Annotated in this window: 24 protein-coding genes and 1 pseudogene; 14 read left to right on the plus strand and 11 right to left on the minus strand. The window is 56.7% G+C overall.

From position 1 onward, the window contains the following. The coding region (locus G3578_RS20750) for a hypothetical protein (protein ID WP_206529884.1) at positions 1–232 on the plus strand (232 nt) is incomplete at its 5' end. A gap of 51 nt (positions 233–283) precedes the next feature. Further along, positions 284–754: a hypothetical protein gene (locus G3578_RS18980; protein WP_165214959.1), complete on the plus strand. Its 471-nt coding sequence runs from the start codon at positions 284–286 to the stop codon at positions 752–754. 189 nt (positions 755–943) lie between these two features. On the opposite strand, the gene G3578_RS18985 is transcribed toward G3578_RS18980, so the two are convergent. Then, positions 944–1,792: a family 1 encapsulin nanocompartment shell protein gene (locus tag G3578_RS18985; RefSeq protein WP_165215131.1), complete on the minus strand. Its 849-nt coding sequence runs from the start codon at positions 1,790–1,792 to the stop codon at positions 944–946. A 39-nt stretch (positions 1,793–1,831) separates the two neighbouring features. Next, positions 1,832–2,380 (minus strand): annotated as a pseudogene (locus G3578_RS18990) (IMEF encapsulin system ferritin-like cargo protein); the annotation flags it as partial. A 178-nt stretch (positions 2,381–2,558) separates the two neighbouring features. Between G3578_RS18990 and G3578_RS18995 the strand changes: the two are divergent. Further along, positions 2,559–2,840 (plus strand): DUF2325 domain-containing protein, encoded by a 282-nt coding sequence (locus G3578_RS18995; protein WP_165214961.1) that lies wholly within the window; start codon positions 2,559–2,561, stop codon positions 2,838–2,840. Positions 2,841–2,900: 60 nt separating this feature from the next. Further along, positions 2,901–3,050, plus strand: coding sequence for a hypothetical protein (locus tag G3578_RS19000; RefSeq protein ID WP_165214964.1), 150 nt, complete (start codon positions 2,901–2,903; stop codon positions 3,048–3,050). 317 nt (positions 3,051–3,367) lie between these two features. Here the strand turns inward: G3578_RS19000 and G3578_RS21210 are convergent, their stop codons facing one another. From G3578_RS21210 to G3578_RS19015, 3 genes are all read right to left on the minus strand, one after another. Further along, positions 3,368–3,595, minus strand: coding sequence for a trypsin-like peptidase domain-containing protein (locus tag G3578_RS21210; protein ID WP_165215133.1), 228 nt, complete (start codon positions 3,593–3,595; stop codon positions 3,368–3,370). Positions 3,596–3,625: 30 nt separating this feature from the next. Beyond that, on the minus strand, positions 3,626–5,233 hold the full coding sequence (locus G3578_RS19010) for a recombinase family protein (protein ID WP_165214968.1): 1,608 nt from the start codon (positions 5,231–5,233) through the stop codon (positions 3,626–3,628). A gap of 85 nt (positions 5,234–5,318) precedes the next feature. Further along, positions 5,319–5,795 (minus strand): DinB family protein, encoded by a 477-nt coding sequence (locus G3578_RS19015; RefSeq protein WP_165214970.1) that lies wholly within the window; start codon positions 5,793–5,795, stop codon positions 5,319–5,321. A 66-nt stretch (positions 5,796–5,861) separates the two neighbouring features. Between G3578_RS19015 and G3578_RS19020 the strand changes: the two genes are divergently transcribed. The 7 genes from G3578_RS19020 to spoVAE all read left to right on the plus strand — a co-directional run bounded on the left by G3578_RS19020 (position 5,862) and on the right by spoVAE (position 9,948). After that, positions 5,862–6,563: an ArsR/SmtB family transcription factor gene (locus G3578_RS19020; RefSeq protein WP_165214973.1), complete on the plus strand. Its 702-nt coding sequence runs from the start codon at positions 5,862–5,864 to the stop codon at positions 6,561–6,563. Positions 6,564–6,607: 44 nt separating this feature from the next. After that, complete coding sequence (locus G3578_RS19025) at positions 6,608–6,763, plus strand: hypothetical protein (protein WP_165214975.1); 156 nt, start codon at positions 6,608–6,610, stop codon at positions 6,761–6,763. A gap of 225 nt (positions 6,764–6,988) precedes the next feature. After that, positions 6,989–7,195 (plus strand): DUF1657 domain-containing protein, encoded by a 207-nt coding sequence (locus tag G3578_RS19030; protein WP_165214978.1) that lies wholly within the window; start codon positions 6,989–6,991, stop codon positions 7,193–7,195. Between the two features lie 32 nt (positions 7,196–7,227). Further along, positions 7,228–8,088: a DUF421 domain-containing protein gene (locus G3578_RS19035; protein ID WP_165214980.1), complete on the plus strand. Its 861-nt coding sequence runs from the start codon at positions 7,228–7,230 to the stop codon at positions 8,086–8,088. A gap of 14 nt (positions 8,089–8,102) precedes the next feature. Further along, positions 8,103–8,579: a stage V sporulation protein AC gene (spoVAC, locus tag G3578_RS19040; RefSeq protein ID WP_165214983.1), complete on the plus strand. Its 477-nt coding sequence runs from the start codon at positions 8,103–8,105 to the stop codon at positions 8,577–8,579. After that, complete coding sequence (gene spoVAD / locus G3578_RS19045) at positions 8,580–9,584, plus strand: stage V sporulation protein AD (protein WP_165214985.1); 1,005 nt, start codon at positions 8,580–8,582, stop codon at positions 9,582–9,584. A 13-nt stretch (positions 9,585–9,597) separates the two neighbouring features. Continuing rightward, positions 9,598–9,948, plus strand: coding sequence for a stage V sporulation protein AE (spoVAE, locus tag G3578_RS19050; protein ID WP_165214988.1), 351 nt, complete (start codon positions 9,598–9,600; stop codon positions 9,946–9,948). Positions 9,949–10,031: 83 nt separating this feature from the next. On the opposite strand, the gene G3578_RS21300 is transcribed toward spoVAE, so the two are convergent. From G3578_RS21300 to G3578_RS19065, 3 genes are all read right to left on the minus strand, one after another. Next, positions 10,032–11,465 (minus strand): recombinase family protein, encoded by a 1,434-nt coding sequence (locus G3578_RS21300; protein WP_165214990.1) that lies wholly within the window; start codon positions 11,463–11,465, stop codon positions 10,032–10,034. Positions 11,466–11,715: 250 nt separating this feature from the next. Beyond that, positions 11,716–12,036, minus strand: a complete 321-nt coding sequence (locus tag G3578_RS19060) for a winged helix-turn-helix transcriptional regulator (RefSeq protein WP_165214993.1) — start codon at positions 12,034–12,036, stop codon at positions 11,716–11,718. A 32-nt stretch (positions 12,037–12,068) separates the two neighbouring features. Further along, positions 12,069–12,665 carry a trypsin-like peptidase domain-containing protein gene (locus G3578_RS19065; protein ID WP_165214995.1) on the minus strand — a complete coding sequence of 199 codons (597 nt, stop codon included), beginning with the start codon at positions 12,663–12,665 and terminating at the stop codon, positions 12,069–12,071. A 226-nt stretch (positions 12,666–12,891) separates the two neighbouring features. On the opposite strand from G3578_RS19065, the gene G3578_RS19070 reads away from it, so the two are divergent. After that, the gene (locus G3578_RS19070; protein WP_165214998.1) at positions 12,892–13,428 is read left to right on the plus strand and encodes a PadR family transcriptional regulator; all 537 of its coding nucleotides are present in this window, start codon (positions 12,892–12,894) and stop codon (positions 13,426–13,428) included. 161 nt (positions 13,429–13,589) lie between these two features. Here G3578_RS19070 and G3578_RS19075 read toward each other — a convergent pair whose 3' ends face one another. The 3 genes from G3578_RS19075 to G3578_RS19085 all read right to left on the minus strand — a co-directional run bounded on the left by G3578_RS19075 (position 13,590) and on the right by G3578_RS19085 (position 15,149). Continuing rightward, on the minus strand, positions 13,590–14,702 hold the full coding sequence (locus G3578_RS19075; RefSeq protein ID WP_165215000.1) for an aminopeptidase: 1,113 nt from the start codon (positions 14,700–14,702) through the stop codon (positions 13,590–13,592). Positions 14,703–14,860: 158 nt separating this feature from the next. After that, the gene (locus G3578_RS21305) at positions 14,861–14,953 is read right to left on the minus strand and encodes a YjcZ family sporulation protein (RefSeq protein ID WP_165215003.1); all 93 of its coding nucleotides are present in this window, start codon (positions 14,951–14,953) and stop codon (positions 14,861–14,863) included. Positions 14,954–15,056: 103 nt separating this feature from the next. Continuing rightward, entirely contained in the window at positions 15,057–15,149 is a 93-nt protein-coding gene (locus tag G3578_RS19085; protein WP_165215006.1) for a YjcZ family sporulation protein, read from the minus strand. Between the two features lie 172 nt (positions 15,150–15,321). On the opposite strand from G3578_RS19085, the gene G3578_RS19090 reads away from it, so the two are divergent. Together G3578_RS19090 and G3578_RS19095 are read left to right on the plus strand one after the other, a co-directional pair. Continuing rightward, positions 15,322–15,555 carry a hypothetical protein gene (locus G3578_RS19090; RefSeq protein ID WP_165215008.1) on the plus strand — a complete coding sequence of 78 codons (234 nt, stop codon included), beginning with the start codon at positions 15,322–15,324 and terminating at the stop codon, positions 15,553–15,555. A 170-nt stretch (positions 15,556–15,725) separates the two neighbouring features. Continuing rightward, positions 15,726–16,127, plus strand: a complete 402-nt coding sequence (locus G3578_RS19095) for a hypothetical protein (protein ID WP_165215011.1) — start codon at positions 15,726–15,728, stop codon at positions 16,125–16,127. The last annotated feature ends 10 nt before the right edge of the window (positions 16,128–16,137 follow it).

The following is a 16,137-nucleotide window of genomic DNA, read 5'->3' on the forward strand; positions in this document are numbered from 1 at the left end:
CGGCTACCGCCATTCTACACCTTTACTCATGAAAAAAGGTCAATCAGATGTTACTCTGATTGACCTCATAATACGGAAACACCCAGATGTTGAGCCCCCTGCCCGCGTCGCGTTTCGGAGCGGACACGGCAAACTTCCTCGCGGGTCGTCAAGAGAGCGAGCAGGAACCATCATCCATGACCTCTCCTTTTCATTGACAGCGAATGATTTTCATTATACCATTACATTGTGAGTGATAATCAGTATCAATTGCGTGAAATCGGTCAGACATCAGGAGGTTCGCATGCGCTATCAGATTAACGGTTTCACGGATATGTACACGGTCATCGCCAACGAGCGAAAAATCGGCGGCGCGCTGGAAGCAAGCAGGATCCGGCTGCGTTCGGGCGAAGAGTATGCCAATGTGGTGCTGACGCGCCTGGAAATGGCGGGCGGCACTTTCTGTTCGCTGGGCTTTGTCACCGAGGACGGGAAACGTCTGATCGTGCATGTCCAGGAGATCAGCATGATTGTTGAAGCCAGACATGTCAACGTGTGTGAGCTTGCCAACGCTCTCATGCGGGAAGAAAAGACGGCAGAGCGGTTGACCCGCCTGAAGCGCTTGTGCGAGCTGAATGAGGGATGCCTCACGCCGCCGTTTGTCGAGGAAGCGGCGCTCCTGGCCGAAGATATCGGCTATGAACTGGCATGCCGGCACGTGAATCTTTCCTTCCTGCCCCACAAGGATCTTGCGCGCAGCGTGAAGATCGCATAGATGCGGCGGACAAAAGTAATCCGCCTTCCCATGCAAAATACCTGGTCCGTTATGCGGGCCAGGTATTTTGCGTAAAATGAAAAAGTGACGAAGAACGTTTAGGGCCCCCGCCGACACCAGCAAGTGACCCCACTCGGCAAAGCATTAGCGATCGCCGAGTGGGTGGATCGTTCGCTTGGGTCGGCGGGGTTATTTTTCCGCTTCTTCCAGCGTGCAGATGGCGCTGGGGCGCTTGATGCGCAGCACAACGCATTCATACACGCGGAAGACGCTGTTCATCTGTTCGTCCTCCATAAACGCAGTATTGAAATCTTCCGCGATGGCCAGATCGAGATTGTGGCGGCCGCACGACACCAGCACGCCGGCACGACCCTGGATGGCTGGCGTTTGGTAGACGCCCTCTGTCACCAGGCTGCGGATATGTTCGATTTCCAGGACGTTGGTTCCCTGATGCACACGATGGAGGAGCGAATACAGCTCCGGGGAGACCGCCAGTGCGTAAGGGCCGCTGTGCCCCATCTTCAGCAGCTTGTTGCGGGCTTCCACGATATCGGCGAACGCATTGCCCGACTCCATCCAGTCGCTTTTCAGGTGGGTGAGCCTGCCTGTCACGTTCATCAAGCCGGGCAGCTCGAACGCCGGGGAACCATTGAAGATGAGATCGTCCTCCAGGAGCGCGCACCCGGCGGCGGCATTGGCCGCCCCGCTGAAGTCGAGGGGAATGCCGAGCGTCCGCGCTTGCGAGATGTCGCGCCAGTAAAGAACAAAATCGTTGTAGAGGATCGGAATCGTCAGGCTGACCCGCCGGCTGGGCTGGGTAAGTTCAAGGCCTTCGCCGCGCAGGTTTAACGCGCCGACACGCGATTCCTCATAGAGATCGTTGCTGATCGCCTGGATTCCTTCCCCCAACGGGCCGTAGATGTCAATGAACCGGCGGCCCACCAGCTGGCGCCGGGCCATCTCGACAACCGTTTCGTCAAGCTGGCGCCATTCGTCGGGGGAGAGGGGGGCGTCCGGAAATTTGTGATGCTTCTCCATATGATACCTCCATTCCAAGCGTGATGAGCGTAGACTGCCAACGGCCAGCCCTTTTCCGGCGGGGAAACGGGGAGGAGGCTGCCTCCTTGCCGAAGCCAGCAGATGGTCCACCTGATGGATCGCGTGCCCTTCATCGTGATCCTCGACGGAAATGACGGCGCCGTGGTCGGACAAGCGTTCGCTCAGGGCTGCCATGATCTCCTTGACGGTCAGGTAATCGCTTTGGGTCTCTTCGCGCGTCCGGTTCAACCATTCTCGTTTCTCCGGATCGGTGAACTCATAGAGAGACAGCTCCAGATGCTCGCGAAAATTGTGCAGGCCGAAGCGTTCCAGATTGATGTCGGAAAGCAGGCGCGACAGCTCCCGGTCGCTCAGCTGCTCGCTGCCGGCAGTCAGGGAACGCAGATAGGGCAGCAGCTCGTTTAGCCGGCCGAGGCGCTGCTCTTCTTCTTCCATGATATGGTGGTAATAAAGACGCGTATGTTCATCCTGCGCATGGTCGACGATCGGCTGCAGCAGGGCGAGGAAACCGCCGATCGCTTCCCGGGTGCGGGTGAGGATGCTTTCAAGCTGCGAGAAGGCTTGCAACGGGACATACCTCCTTTACATTGCTATTTTGTACCAAAAATCCAAAAGTTATTAGGGGAGAGTATTGTCAAGTTTAATTGGGAATGATAATATTTATCAATGAGAATGGTTTTCATTATTAATTGGCAACCTGAGAAGAAGTACATAAAACATCGGAACCGCGAAGGAGGAATATTTCATGGCATCCATTTTGGTGGTTGGAGGAGACAGACTGGGCAACATCGTGGATTTGCTGCAAAACCAGGGGTTTCAGGAGGTGCATCATGTAAGCGGCCGGAAAAGCTCGCAGACCGGCATCAAGATTCCAAGCGGCGTGGATGTGATTTTGGTGCTGACCGATTTCATCAACCATAACCTGGCGAAAACCATCAAGCAGCAGGCGAAAGACAGGTGTCTGCCCATCCTGTTCTGCAAACGGTCGTGTGCCGCCATAGCCAAAGCCTTGTACCAGGTGGCCTGAGCATACGGACGCTTGTACCCGGGCAGGATAAAAATATCCTGCATCAACCGGGAGGCCGACATGGAAAAGAAAAATCGTTTGGATGAATTGCCGATCGCCTCGCTGACCGAAGAGCAGCTCCGGCGCCTGAAACAGGCGGAGGACCAGCTCAATCAGGAGGGAAACGGCATCTATCTGATTGCGCTGCAAAAAGAAACCCCGTCGTCGTAACGGGGTCAGACTGATGACAAACGTATGTTTGGGGTATGGCGTAATGGGGCCAGGCGAGCTCCTTTGACGACCGACGAAGCGGAGAAACAAAGACGCGGGGGCCACAGGGGGCGTGAGTCTCACATCCCTGAGACGCCCGGATGTTGAGCCCCCTGCCCGCGTCGCGTTTCGGAGCGGACAAAAGCCCACTTCCTCGCGGGTCGTCAAGAGAGCGAGCAGGAACCATTACCCAAGATCGACCGACCATATCTGCACATGGACCCCGTTGTCATAACGGGGTTTTTGCCGTTGAGCATCGCTTACGTAGGCGGGGTTATTTAATCCAGAACCAGCCGGGCCAGATGCGGTTTCAGTGAATTAATGCCGATCGCAAAGCCCAGGCATTGGCTGGATTGAATGATAAAGGCGTTTAAGCCGACCACCTCCCCGTGCAAATTGATGAGCGGACCGCCGCTGTTGCCCGGATTGATCGCCGCATCGGTTTGAAAAATCTCTTCATAGTGGCGTTTGGCCACCTGCAGACGCCGGTTTTTGGCACTGATGATGCCGGCCGTGACCGGATTCTCACGTAAAGCCTAAAACGGCGGACGGAGATGCAGCTGACCGTTCAGGCGGAACGCGACCTCCAGGGTAAAGGGCGTGATGCGGCTGCCGGTCTGTTTTTCCCGGCGCGTGAGCCGCACCGATTCGATGAGGAAGCGCAGCAGCCTGTTTTTCTCCGCCTTGCCGCTCAAGGCGTGATAAACGGCGGGGAACGATTGGAGCCGCTCGGCGAGCCGTTCTTTTTGCCCATCATCCAGCTGTTGGGGAGACGGCTGTTTTTCTTTAAGGAGCATGTTCAGCCTGCCCAATTGATCGGATATCTCTGACCGTCTCCGGATAAACTCCTCGGAAGTGTATACCCCGGTCTCAAAGCCGTGGTAGACGGCGGCCAGCTGTTTTTGCAGGGATGTCCGCTGCCTGGACAGGGCGGCGGCGGATCGGTCGGCTGGGGAGGCTCGGCGCTGCTTTCCGGCCGCTGCATGGGCAGCGATCATGCGGCGGATCCGCTCCGGCGCGGGCGGCTCGACGCAGGCGAGAAAGGAGAGAAGCATCTCTTCCACGGCCCGGTACTTCACATAGGTGCAGCCTGCGGTTGTGCACCAGAGCATCTCCTTTTCATAGACGCTCACGCTGCCGTCCTTTTTGCGATAGGTACAGCGGGAAGCCTGCCGCACCATCTTTTTGCCGCACAGTCCGCAGCGGATCAGGCCGGATAGTTCCGACGGGCTCTGGTCGAGAGGGATGGAGGGGCGGCGGCGCTGCCGTTTGTGATGCACCTGCTGGTACACGTCGGGAGAGATGATGGGGGGATGGGCATTTGGTACGATGATCCATTCGTCCGGCGGCCGTCTCGCGCGTTTCCGCTGTGTCTCAACCGTCGTGCTGTAGCGGATCTCCCCGATATATACCGGATTGTGCAGGATTTTTTTAACCGCAGAGGCATTCCATTCCGGTAGCCCGGTGGGGGAAGGAATGCCGCTGTTGGTCAGGAGGGAGGCGATGGTCCGGCAGCCCAGCTCTCTCCCGTTCAGGCCCTCCAGGTACAGCCGGTAGATCAGCCGGACGACTTCCGCTTCCCCTGGCTCGATCACCAACCGCTGTGTCCTCGGATTGGTCCGGTAGCCGTAGGCGGGCCTGGAGCCCATGAAGCGTCCCGACATGGCGTAGGCGTATTTGGCCCCCTGCATCCGTTCGCGAATGGTTTCAAATTCCTCGCGGGAGAGAAACATTTCGAAACGGATCTGCCGCAGATCGTTGACATTTTTGGGATCATACAGCCGGTAGGGGGTCAGGATGAAGATCCGTTTCCGACGGATCAGCTCGTAGACCCGTCCGTAATCCTGAAAATCGCCCCGCGTCAGCCGGGAGATTTCTTTCACGGCGATGCAGTCGTACCTGCCCTCCTCCAGATCAGCCAGTACCTGGCTGAAGACGGGCCGGGATTCGATCTTGTCGCCGCTGCCGATTTCCTCTGCGAGGTCGTAGGGAATGCCGTACTCGCCCAACACGCGTTCCATGACGCTCCGCTGCATGGCGATGGTATCCTCGCCGGTCCGTTTTTCCCGTTCCGCATCTTCCCGGGAACGGCGGAGGTAGCTGACGATCCGCCTGATTCTTGCGCCTGCCGGCAGTTTGTTCATGGACTCACCCCGCTCGAACCAGGATAAGGAGAGCGCCCTTGTCAGGAGCGTCTCCTTGTTATCCAGTTTATTCGGCGATCCGTGATTAATCCCAGATCAGGGGCCGCTCAAGCCCCGCCATCCGCATGTACTGCAGGAACTGGCCGGTATGCACCGCATCGTGGTAAGCGATGCGCAGCAGCATGTCACCCAGGGGGCGCTGATACCCGACATCGCTGCGGTCGATGATGCGCGTGTCCAGTTCGTCTTCATCCAGCGTCCGTATATAGGCAAGGAACGCCTCAAACAGCGGTGTGCCCAGCGCGATTTCCCGTTCGACCGAGACGATCGGCTCCTCCTTGTAAGGAGCATCAGGGATCGCCGCATGGGCCGAACCGTTATGGAGAAGGATCTGATGGTACTCGAAGGTGGCCGTACACACATGACGGATCATTTCGCCAAAAGAGTAGGCTTCCTTGTCCGGCCTCCAGCCCAGCCACTCATCGGGCAGGGCTCGCCACGCAAGGATGGATCGGCGTCTGGTTTCTTGAAAATGAAGAATGATGGCATCGATGGCATTCATGGAATAACCTCCTTCGCTCTGAATATCCCCATTGTACTGCATGAATGATTCGGTTATGATCGAAGTATGAATGCATATCCTGATTTTGCCTATGTTGCCGGATTGATCGGGGATCCCACCCGGGCGGCGATGCTGGACAGCCTTTTGGACGGCCGCGCTTTGCCGGCGAGTGAACTGGCTTATCTGGCCCGGGTATCGCCCCAGACGGCCAGCGCCCATCTTGCCAAATTGGTCGAAGGGAAGCTGCTCGCGGTGGAGACGCACGGCCGTCACCGCTATTACCGTCTGGCCGGCGCGCATGTCGCCCAGGTGCTTGAGGCGCTGACCACCCTGGCGCCGCCCGTGCAGGTTCGGTCGCTCCGGCAGTCCGATCGGCTGAAGGAAGTGCGCCATGCCCGCACCTGCTATGACCATCTGGCCGGCCAGCTGGGGGTGGAGCTGACCCGGACGTTCGTGACGCGCGGATTCCTGCGGGAAGCGGATCGGGAGTACCGGATCACCGAGGTAGGGAAGCGCTGGTTTTCCGACTTTGGCATCGATGTGGAAGCGATCCGCCAAAAACGGCGCTCGCTTGCCCGTCCATGCCTGGACTGGAGCGAACGGCGCCACCATTTGGCGGGAGCATTGGGAGCCGCGCTTGCCAGCCGGCTGTTTGAGCTCGGCTGGATCGTTCGCGTCCCGTCAAGCCGCGCCGTGCGCATCACGGAGAAAGGGAGGGAACATTTGGCCCACCAGTTGGGCATCGAAACAGCAGGCCGGTTGACATAAGACAATCCGCCGCTCACATACCCTTTTGGCGAGGGGGGAGCGAGGTGGAGCAGACGGCGCTGCTTGTCGTGAGAGGATCGTATGGGGAGATTCGCGTCACCCAGCCCGAAGCGCCTGCGCGCGAGTCTGAACTGGAGGAGCTGTATGCCTTTTTGATCGAAGCGCTGCTTCGGCAAGCGGACGGGGAACCGTCCGGCTAGCGTCTGCCGGCCAACTGCCCGGCAGGCTTTTTTTGTCAGAGAAGAAAGCTTAGTTCCTTAAAGTGATAAAGTGACAGGGAAAGGCTGGGGGCCCCGCCCGGCGCAGCGATAGCTCAAGCCGGGTGGGTTTTTTATGCCCGCAGCGCATAATTACCGTTGTTCGATGGACTATATAACTGTCGATCTCTTCATCGTGGAGAAAAAGGCAGAAGGAGGTGAGCGGTGATGACGGTCGCCATGCAGGTAAAGCAGACGCTGGCCAGCCTGAAAAGCGCCCAGGCCAACCTGGAAATGTTTGCGCTGGAAACGCAGAACAAGCAGGCGAAAGAGATGTACACAAAGGCGGCACAAACGGCGAAAACCATCTGCGACACGCTGGAGAAGCGCGTTACGGAATTGGAGTTTGAGGAGCCGCAGTACAAAGGGTTTTGATTGCAGTGCGGGTATGTTAAGGAGGTTCATCCATGCCGGGTTGGCTCACGATCATCATCACGTCCTTTGTCTCTCTGGCCTATCTCTTTACCCTGGCGAGGCTGATCGGGAAACGGCAGATGTCCCAGCTGTCCTTCGTCGATTTCATCGTCGCGATGACGATCGGCTCGATTGCCGCTGAAATGGCCACCAATATCGACGGTTCCATCATCCATGGCATGATCGCCATGACCATGTTCGGCCTGTTTCCCATTGTCTCCGAATGGCTGGCAATGAAAAGCAAGGTGATGCGCAATTTTTTTGAAGGGAGCGCTACCGTTCTGATCAAGGACGGCAAGATCCTGGAAGACAATCTGAAGCAGGAGCGGCTGAATCTGGAAGACTTGATGGATATGCTGCGCAACAAGAACGTGTTCAAAGCGGCCGATGTGGAATTTGCCGTCATGGAACCGAGCGGCAAGCTGAGCGTGCTGTTGAAAGCGGAAAACCAGCCGTTGACGGCCAAACAGTTGGGGCTGCAGGTCGCCCCGGCGGAAGAGCCGCAAAACGTGATCATGGACGGTCAGATCATGGATGAACCGCTGGCGACCATCGGCTTGAACCGCGCATGGCTGAAGGCGGAGCTGGAGAAAGCGGGCGTTGCGCTGGAAAATGTGTTTTTGGGCCAGGTGGACAAGGGCGGCCAGCTGTATCTCGATCTGTATGACGACAAGATTCAGGTGGCCCAGCCGACGGCGATGAAGCTCACCTTTGCCACCCTGAAAAAATGTCAGGCGGATCTGGAGCTGTACGCGCTGGCCACCCAAAGCGAAAAGATGAAGAAGACCTATGCGGTGGAAGCCAAACGGTTGAAACAGCTGATTGAAAAAATGGAGCCGCATTTGATGCGGTAAGGAGGGTGTGAGGGATGGCTGACCACAAAAAGAAAAGGTTGACGCCTGTCCAGCTGCAGTACCAGGAGCTGGCCAAGCGGCATGAACCGCCCCGTCCGCTCGCCCGCAACTTCCTCCGCGCGTTTCTCGTCGGGGGGGTCATCTGCATCATTGGGCAGGCCATTCAAGAGATCTTTATCCGCTTCTTCCACTTTACGGAAAAAACGGCAAGCAATCCGACAGTGGCCGTCCTGATTCTACTTTCGGTGCTCCTGACCGGCTTTGGGGTTTATGACCGGATTGCCCAGTGGGCGGGAGCGGGAACAAGCGTCCCTGTCACCGGCTTTGCCAATTCGATCGCCTCCGCGGCCATCGAGCATCGAAGCGAAGGATACGTGTTGGGCGTGGGGAGCAACATGTTTAAACTGGCCGGGTCGGTCATTGTGTTCGGCGTTTTTTCCGCATTCGTCATCGGGGTGATCAAGGCGATCTGGAAAATGGGGTGGCAGTAGATGCTGACAGGCCATCAAACCTGGGTATTTGCAAACAAACCGGTCATCGTCGGGTCGTCGGCCATCGGGGGCCCTTTTGAAGCAAAAGGACCGCTTGCCGACGATTTCGATACGACGCACGGCGACCTGATGCTGGGGCAGGACAGTTGGGAAAAGGCGGAGAAGGTGCTGTTCGAGGAAGCGAGCGACAAGGCGATCGAAAAAGCCGGATTGACCAAGGAGAAGATCCGTTTCCTGATCGGCGGCGATCTGCTGAACCAGCTCATATCCGCCAGCTTTGCCGCCCGCACGCTGGCCATCCCTTATCTGGGGGTGTTTGGCGCGTGTTCGACCGCCATGGAAAGCTTGGCGCTCGCCGCCCAGCTGGTCGATTCCCAGGCGGCCGATTATGTGTTGGCCGTCACGGGCAGCCACAACGGCGCGGCGGAAAAGCAGTACCGGTATCCGACCGAGTACGGTTCGCAAAAGCCCCCCACGGCCCAGTGGACGGTGACGGGGGCGGGGGCTGCCGTGGTGGCAAGAGAGGGCAGCGGCCCGCGGATCACGTCCGCCACGATCGGACGGGTCGTGGACATGGGGCTGTCCGATCCGTTCAACATGGGGGCGGCGATGGCACCGGCGGCGCTCAGCACCATTGAGGCTCACTTTCGCGACAGGCAGCTCGACTTCTACCATTACGATCTGATCGTGACCGGGGATCTCGCGCGGGTAGGCCACGCCATCCTGTCCGAACTGCTGCCCAAGCACAATATCAAGATTCCGCTGGAGCGCTATGTGGATTGCGGCATGCTGATCTACGGGGACAACCCTGCCGTTTGGGCCGGGGGAAGCGGCTGCGGCTGCTGTGCCACCGTCACCTACGGCCATCTGCTGAACCGGATGCGGGAAGGCAAATGGCACCGCATGCTGGTGGTGGCGACCGGGGCGCTGCTGTCGCCCATGTCGTATCAGCAGGGCGAAAGCATTCCCTGCATCGCGCACGCCGTCTCCATCGAAAACGAGTAAGGGAGGACGAAAGATGACGTTTCTCTGGGCGTTTCTCGTCGGGGGAAGCATCTGTTTGCTGGGGCAGTTTTTGATGGATGTGGTAAGGCTTACCCCTGCGCATACCATGTCTGCACTGGTCGTGGCCGGGGCGATTCTGGACGGTCTCGGCCTGTACGAGCCGCTGATCGATTTCGCCGGAGCGGGGGCGACCGTACCGATTACCAGCTTCGGCAACGCCTTGGTGCACGGGGCGATGGCCGAGGCGGAGCGGCATGGTCTGGTCGGCGTCATCACCGGCATTTTCGAAGTGACCAGCGCGGGGATCTCGGCGGCGATCGTCTTTGGCTTTTTTGCCTCGCTGGTGTTTCGTCCCAAAGGATAATGGCAGGGAACGTGGCAACACGGCCGTGACCGAGTTTTCCAAACCAAGCGGAGAACCGCCTGCATCCATAGGGCTGCATGGGGCTAGTGAAACTCAATGCGCGTGATGGCAGGAGGGCGGCTTTCCGCCTGTATGTTTTTCACCAGGATGGTGATGAGCTGTTTTTTTTCCCGAATGGTGGCAAACGGCCACACCCGCGTCCAGTCGGTGAGGAGGGGAACAAGCTCTCCGCCGCGCGGGGAACGGCCGGCCTGCGCCGCCAACAGGGAGCGCAAAGCCGCTTCCTGCTCGCCGGCCTCCTCCATCCGCTCCCGAAAACGTTCCAGCGTGAGGGCCCCTTCCGCATAGGCCTGTTCCCACCGCGCCACCATCTGCTGCAGTTTTTCCAACTGTCCCTCCAGCAGGCGGCCAGGAAGGGAGAGCGTGCGCGTTTGCAGCGCTGCTTCGGCCAGGTCGGCTGCGCTGGCAACCCGCGTCAACCATGGCAGAAACAGCGCTTCCAGGCGGTCTTCCCGGATGGAGGCGGACGGACAGCTTTTTCGTTTCCGGTTTTGGCAGACGTAATACCGGTTGGTGTAGCGCTTTCCCGTCTGGTTGCGCGTGCGGATCGTTTTGCCGTACATGGGGGCCTCGCAATCGGCGCAGAAGAGGACGCCGGAAAAGGGAAAATCGGAAGCCAGCGCGCGGGGATGCTGCCGGGTCCGCGCCTGCTGCAGCCGTTGGACGAGAAGAAACGTCTCTTTGTCGATGATGGCGTCGTGCGTCCCCTCCCGGATGATCCAGCTGTCCGGGCTGTTTCTTTTTTGGCCGCCCTCGGCGTAATTCCAGCGCAGGGCGCCATAATAGACCGGATTTTTCAGCATATGGGAGAGGGTCGTTTGATTCCACGGGCCGCCCGTCCGGCTCCGGAAGCCAAGGCGGTTCAGCTCGTCGGCAATGCCGCTGATCCCGACCCCCGCGAGATATCTGGCGAAAATCAGGCGGACGAGATCCGCTTCCATCGGCTCCACATGCAGGACGCCATCCTGCAGCCGATACCCATAGGGGGGCGGGCCGCCCGGCCGTTTCTGCTCGCGCGCCATCTGCCCCATGCCCAGTTTGACGCGTTCCGCCAGATTTTCCCGCTCCCACTGTGCCAGCGCCGCCACCAGGGTGATAAAGAGGCGGCCGATCGCCGTTGTGGTGTCGTACACTTCCGTGCAACTGCGAAAGGAGACGCCATGCCGCTCCCATTCTTCCAGCAGGGAATAGAGGTCGAGCACGGACCGTGTCAGCCGATCCAGCCGATATACCAGGACGACATCGACCGCCCCCCTGCGTACATCGCGCAGCAGGCGCTGCAAGGCGGGACGGTCCGTATTTTTGGCGCTGTATCCCTCATCGATGTAGCAATCGTGAATGTGCATCCCCTGCGAACAGGCGAACCAGGTCAGCTTCTCCCGCTGGGCGGAGATGGAGAAGCCCTCTTTGGCCTGTTCCTCGGTGCTCACGCGGATATAGAGCGCGGCCCTGTTCACGGCATCATCACCTCACGATTCGCGGATTATCCTGCTAGATCGGAAAGTAAGGCTGGGGCCCCCGCCGACAACAGCAAGGGCCACACTCGGCACAGCGATAGCTATCGCCGAGTGGGTGGAGACTCAGCTTAAGTCGGCGGGGTTAGTTAATTTGATCATACAGGGATGGGACGCCGCATATGCCTTTATCGGGCACAAAAAAGCCTCATCCTCCTGTCGATCGATCGGACAAGGAAGGATCAGGCGTCCGTTACATCCATTTATGGCTCCATTCTTCAATGGATTCTATCACAGGCCGGAGATCCGTACCTTTCTGCGTCAGCTGGTATTCGATGCGCACCGGCGTTTCCGGGTATACTTTCCGTTCGATGATGCCTTCTTCTTCCAGTTCCTTCAACCGCTCTGACAGCATCTTGTCGCTCATCTGCGGGACGATTTCCCTGACATCCTTGAAACGGACGGGACCTCCCAACAGGACGCGGATGATCAGCCCGGTCCAGCGTTTGCCCAGTATGCTGATCGCCGCTTCGTATTTCGGACACATTTGCGATTTCGGATTCGATTGGTCCATGCGGCACACTCCTGTACTTCTGTTCTACCTCTTTACTGTACCATAATAACTTGACAAAAGTAAGTGGCGGATTCCAGGCATTCCTGCTGACGGGCTTCCCGCACGGCAGGCGCGGCCGCCACGCGGGGGAAACATATGGCTTGCAGCCCTATGCCGCAAGTCGGCGAACCGATGCTTACTACCCATTCGCCCACTTTCGTTTCAGCGGAATCGCCGAGTGGGAGCGGCTTCAGCAGGGTGTTGGCGTTTATTTTGAGTACCGCATAATCCCGCGTACGATCGCTTGCGATCCGTTCCGCCTCGAAGACCCGGCCGTTGTAAAGCTTGACGAGGGTCGATTTCGATTTGCCGATGACATGTTCGCTCGTCAAAATGTAACCGCGCGGATGAAAGATAAAGCCTGAGCCAAAACTGCGCTCCGTTGTATATGTTTCAATCGAAGGCTGAGTCACGAGAAAATCGCGCAGGAACTGGTCGAGCGGCCCGCCGTTGGACTTGTCTTCCGACACGATGGAGACGACCCCCTCTTTCACCTGTTCGACCAGAGGGACGAAAAAATTGAACGGATGCAAACTGCTGCTCACCGGATAATTTTTCCTTACATATGCGGACCATTTTCGATGTTTCATCCACAGATCCTCCCACAGCAGATAGGTATGTATCATTCTATGGCTGAGGGGGGAGGGAGGGACGCCCAATTATTGTCAGGCGGTCATGTGTAACCATGGCTATCATTGATACAGAAATAGTATTGGTATAATAAAATTTTTCATTTTATAATAAAAATGAACAGGAGGCTATTTTTTTTGTACTTGTTGAGTTTGAGCTTGCAGAGGCTAGTCTGGAGGATGCTGTATGGACGTGAAAACAATCATTTTGGGCTTTCTGAACGAGGGGGAAATGAGCGGTTACGACCTCAAACAGGCGTTTTCCAACTGCATCGGGTTTTTCTACGATGCAAGCTTTGGTGCGATATATCCTTCCCTGCGCAAGCTGGAAGAGGACGGCTGTGTCACGAAGCGGGAGGTCATTCAATCGGGCAAACCGAATAAAATCCTGTATCGGATCACGGAAAAGGGAAGGGAACTGTTCCATCAGGAAATGATGAGCCCGATCCTGCCGCCGGTGTTGCGCTCCGACATGCTGGTCAAGTTCTTTTTTGCCGGCGGGCGTTCGGAAGAGGAGCAGCGCGAATTGTTGAACAACGGTCTCCAGATGCAGAAAAACCTGCTGAGCAAAAGCAAAAAGGCTTATGTTCAAATGGCCGATTCGTTTAATGACTTTCAAAAATTTTGCTGGCAGTATTCCCTGCACCATTTGGAGTCGACCATCCATTTCCTGGAGAAGAATGCGCCGGAATTGCTGAAGCAGACGAAAACACTGAACGTGTAACCGGATACCGCGTCCCCGTGTGGAACCAAAAAAGCGAAATTCCCCCGCACATTTCGCTTTTTGTTTGGCAGATCGGAAATTTAAAGCTGTTTAAAGTGATAAAGTGACGAAGAAAGTTTGGGGGCCCCCGCCGACACCAGCGTTAGCCAAAGTCGGCGGGGTTATTTTAGATTTTCGGGATTGAGGCACTCCAGTTCCGGAACGACGAACCGGCCGTCCTTGCGAATCAGGCGGTCATCAAAATAGATCTCTCCTCCGCCCCACTCCGGCCGCTGGATGCAGACGAGATCCCAGTGGACGGCCGACTGGTTGCCGTTGGGCGCTTCATCATAGCACTGGCCGGGAGTGAAATGAAAGCTGCCGTCGATCTTTTCGTCAAACAGAATGTCCTTCATCGGATGCTGGATGTGCGGGTTGACGCCGATCGCGAATTCGCCCACATACCGCGCTCCTTCGTCCGTATCGAAGATCCGGTTGATCCGCTCCGTATCGTTGGCGACCGCGTCCACGATCCTGCCGTCCCGGAAGGTCAGCTTGACCTGATCAAACGTGAAGCCCTGATAAGGGGAGGGCGTATTGTACGTAATGACGCCGTTGACGGAATCCTTGACAGGCGCTGTAAACACCTCACCGTCCGGAATGTTGTACTCGCCGGCGCATTTGATGGCCGGAATCCCTTTAATGGAAAAGGTAAGATCGGTGCCCGGACCGGTAATCCGCACCTTGTCCGTCTTCTCCATCAGCGCCACGAGGTTCTCCATGGCTTTGGCCATTTTGCCGTAGTCAAGCGTGCATACCTTGAAATAGAAATCTTCAAAGGCCTCTGTGCTCATATTGGCCAACTGGGCCATGGAGGCGTTGGGATAACGCAGGACGACCCAGCGGGTGTGGGGCACGCGCACATCCTGAACGGGGCGCTGCAGCAGGCTGGTATACAGCTTCATTTTATCTCCGGGTACATCGGCATACTCGTTGATGTTGTCGCCGCTGCGGATTCCGATGTAACAATCCATCTTTTTCATAAACGCGACTTCCGCTTCACGCATGACCGCCAACTGCTCCTCATTGGTTTGCAGCATGAGTTCGCGCAGAATGGACGGCTGCACCAACTGCACATAAGGATGTCCGCCAGCGGCGTATACCTGCCGGATGACGGCTTTCACGAGTTCATTGACATCGCCAATCGCGTAGATGAGGACGTTTTCCCCCTTTTGCACGCGGGTGGAGTAGTTGACCAACACATCGGCAAGCTGGTCCAGACGGGGATCTCTCATGCATGTACCTCTCTTTCGATGATGTTCGAAGTTATTGTACACAAAATCAAAAAGAACAGCCACCCTAGCCGGAGGGTAGCTGTGGTGGCTGCACGCGCAATGCAGGATTCGGTTATACATCTATACGCGCGATCGGCGCGATTGTGACTAGAATGCGATCAGTTTTCTGCTGCCCCAACGATTACCAGCAGGATAAACAGTACGAGAATCAAGGCGAAATCGTCAAAATCCCCATTGAAAATGCTGCTCACGTTATCGTCCTCCTTTTATTTGTTCAAGCTGGATTGCACATGGTGAATGTACCGGATGTATCTGGCCCCGCCAGGAGAAGCGCACACTCCCGGCAGGAAATCGTCAATTTTCCGCTGCGCCCACGATGACGAGTAGAATGAACAGAACGAGCACCAGTACAAAACCATCGAAATCGCCGTTAAAAATGCTGCTCATGAATAACATCCTCCTCCGTTTGTCAGTCTCTTGTGCTTACATCCATAAGATATGGGGGCGGGCAAAGAGACGTAACGGCAGATGCCTATTTTTGACGACAATGTTTATTATTCAGAAAACATGGAAAAGCTGGAGGAAAGGAAAGAACGCATAGCGAAAGGATGGCATGAACATGCGCAGAGCAATCTCCGTACCACTGCACGAGGAGCTGTCGATCACGATCAGCGTCGGGGAGGATTTCAAGGCGATTGTGTGGAAAGCCCAATATGACATGGATTTCAATACCGAGTGTCTGTTTTGCTTTTCCGAAAAGATCACCGGTTACCGGGTTGAAGACGAGTTCGGACAGGCCGGCAAGGTCGCGGTTTGTCCCCATTGTGAAAAAGTAAACGCCATTTATGCATAAGGACGGATGGACCACGAGGATCATCCGCTGGGAAGGGAGCACGGCCAAAGGCCTGCTCTTTTTTTCTGCCAGTTCATCCACCATGTACCACCCATTCATCGGCAGGAGTTTCTCTTGTTTTCACGAATTTTAGCAGGGTTGAAATGCGGGTGAAATGGTGAGGTGAATTCATGAATAAGCGTTGCAGCCGCTGTGGCAGCGAGATGCGCATCATGCTGCGCAATGTCGTCTACCGCAGCAAGGTAAGGATCAACCATGTTCCGGTTCATGTATGCCAGAATGAATACTGCTCTCATTCCCAGGTAGTAGACATCATAAAGGATGATTTGAAGAAGCTGATGAGCGATTTGGGAACCCATCCCACACGGCAAGCCATAGAGTTCAAGGACATCTCCGAGTTTTCCAATGCACTTGTGCTGGTGGCCAATGAGCCGGAGGGGAGCACCGCCAGAATCGTGATTGAAGAGCGGATCAATGAACTGCTGGATCTGTTTCTGCTGGCCCAATCCCTGGGTGACGAGGATTGGATCATGGATATCCGCAAACGGCTAGTAGAGATCCAGTACGTGTAGCGATCGATCG

This window comes from Brevibacillus sp. SYP-B805 (assembly GCF_011059135.1).
Taxonomy (GTDB): Bacteria; Bacillota; Bacilli; order Brevibacillales; family Brevibacillaceae; genus Brevibacillus_F.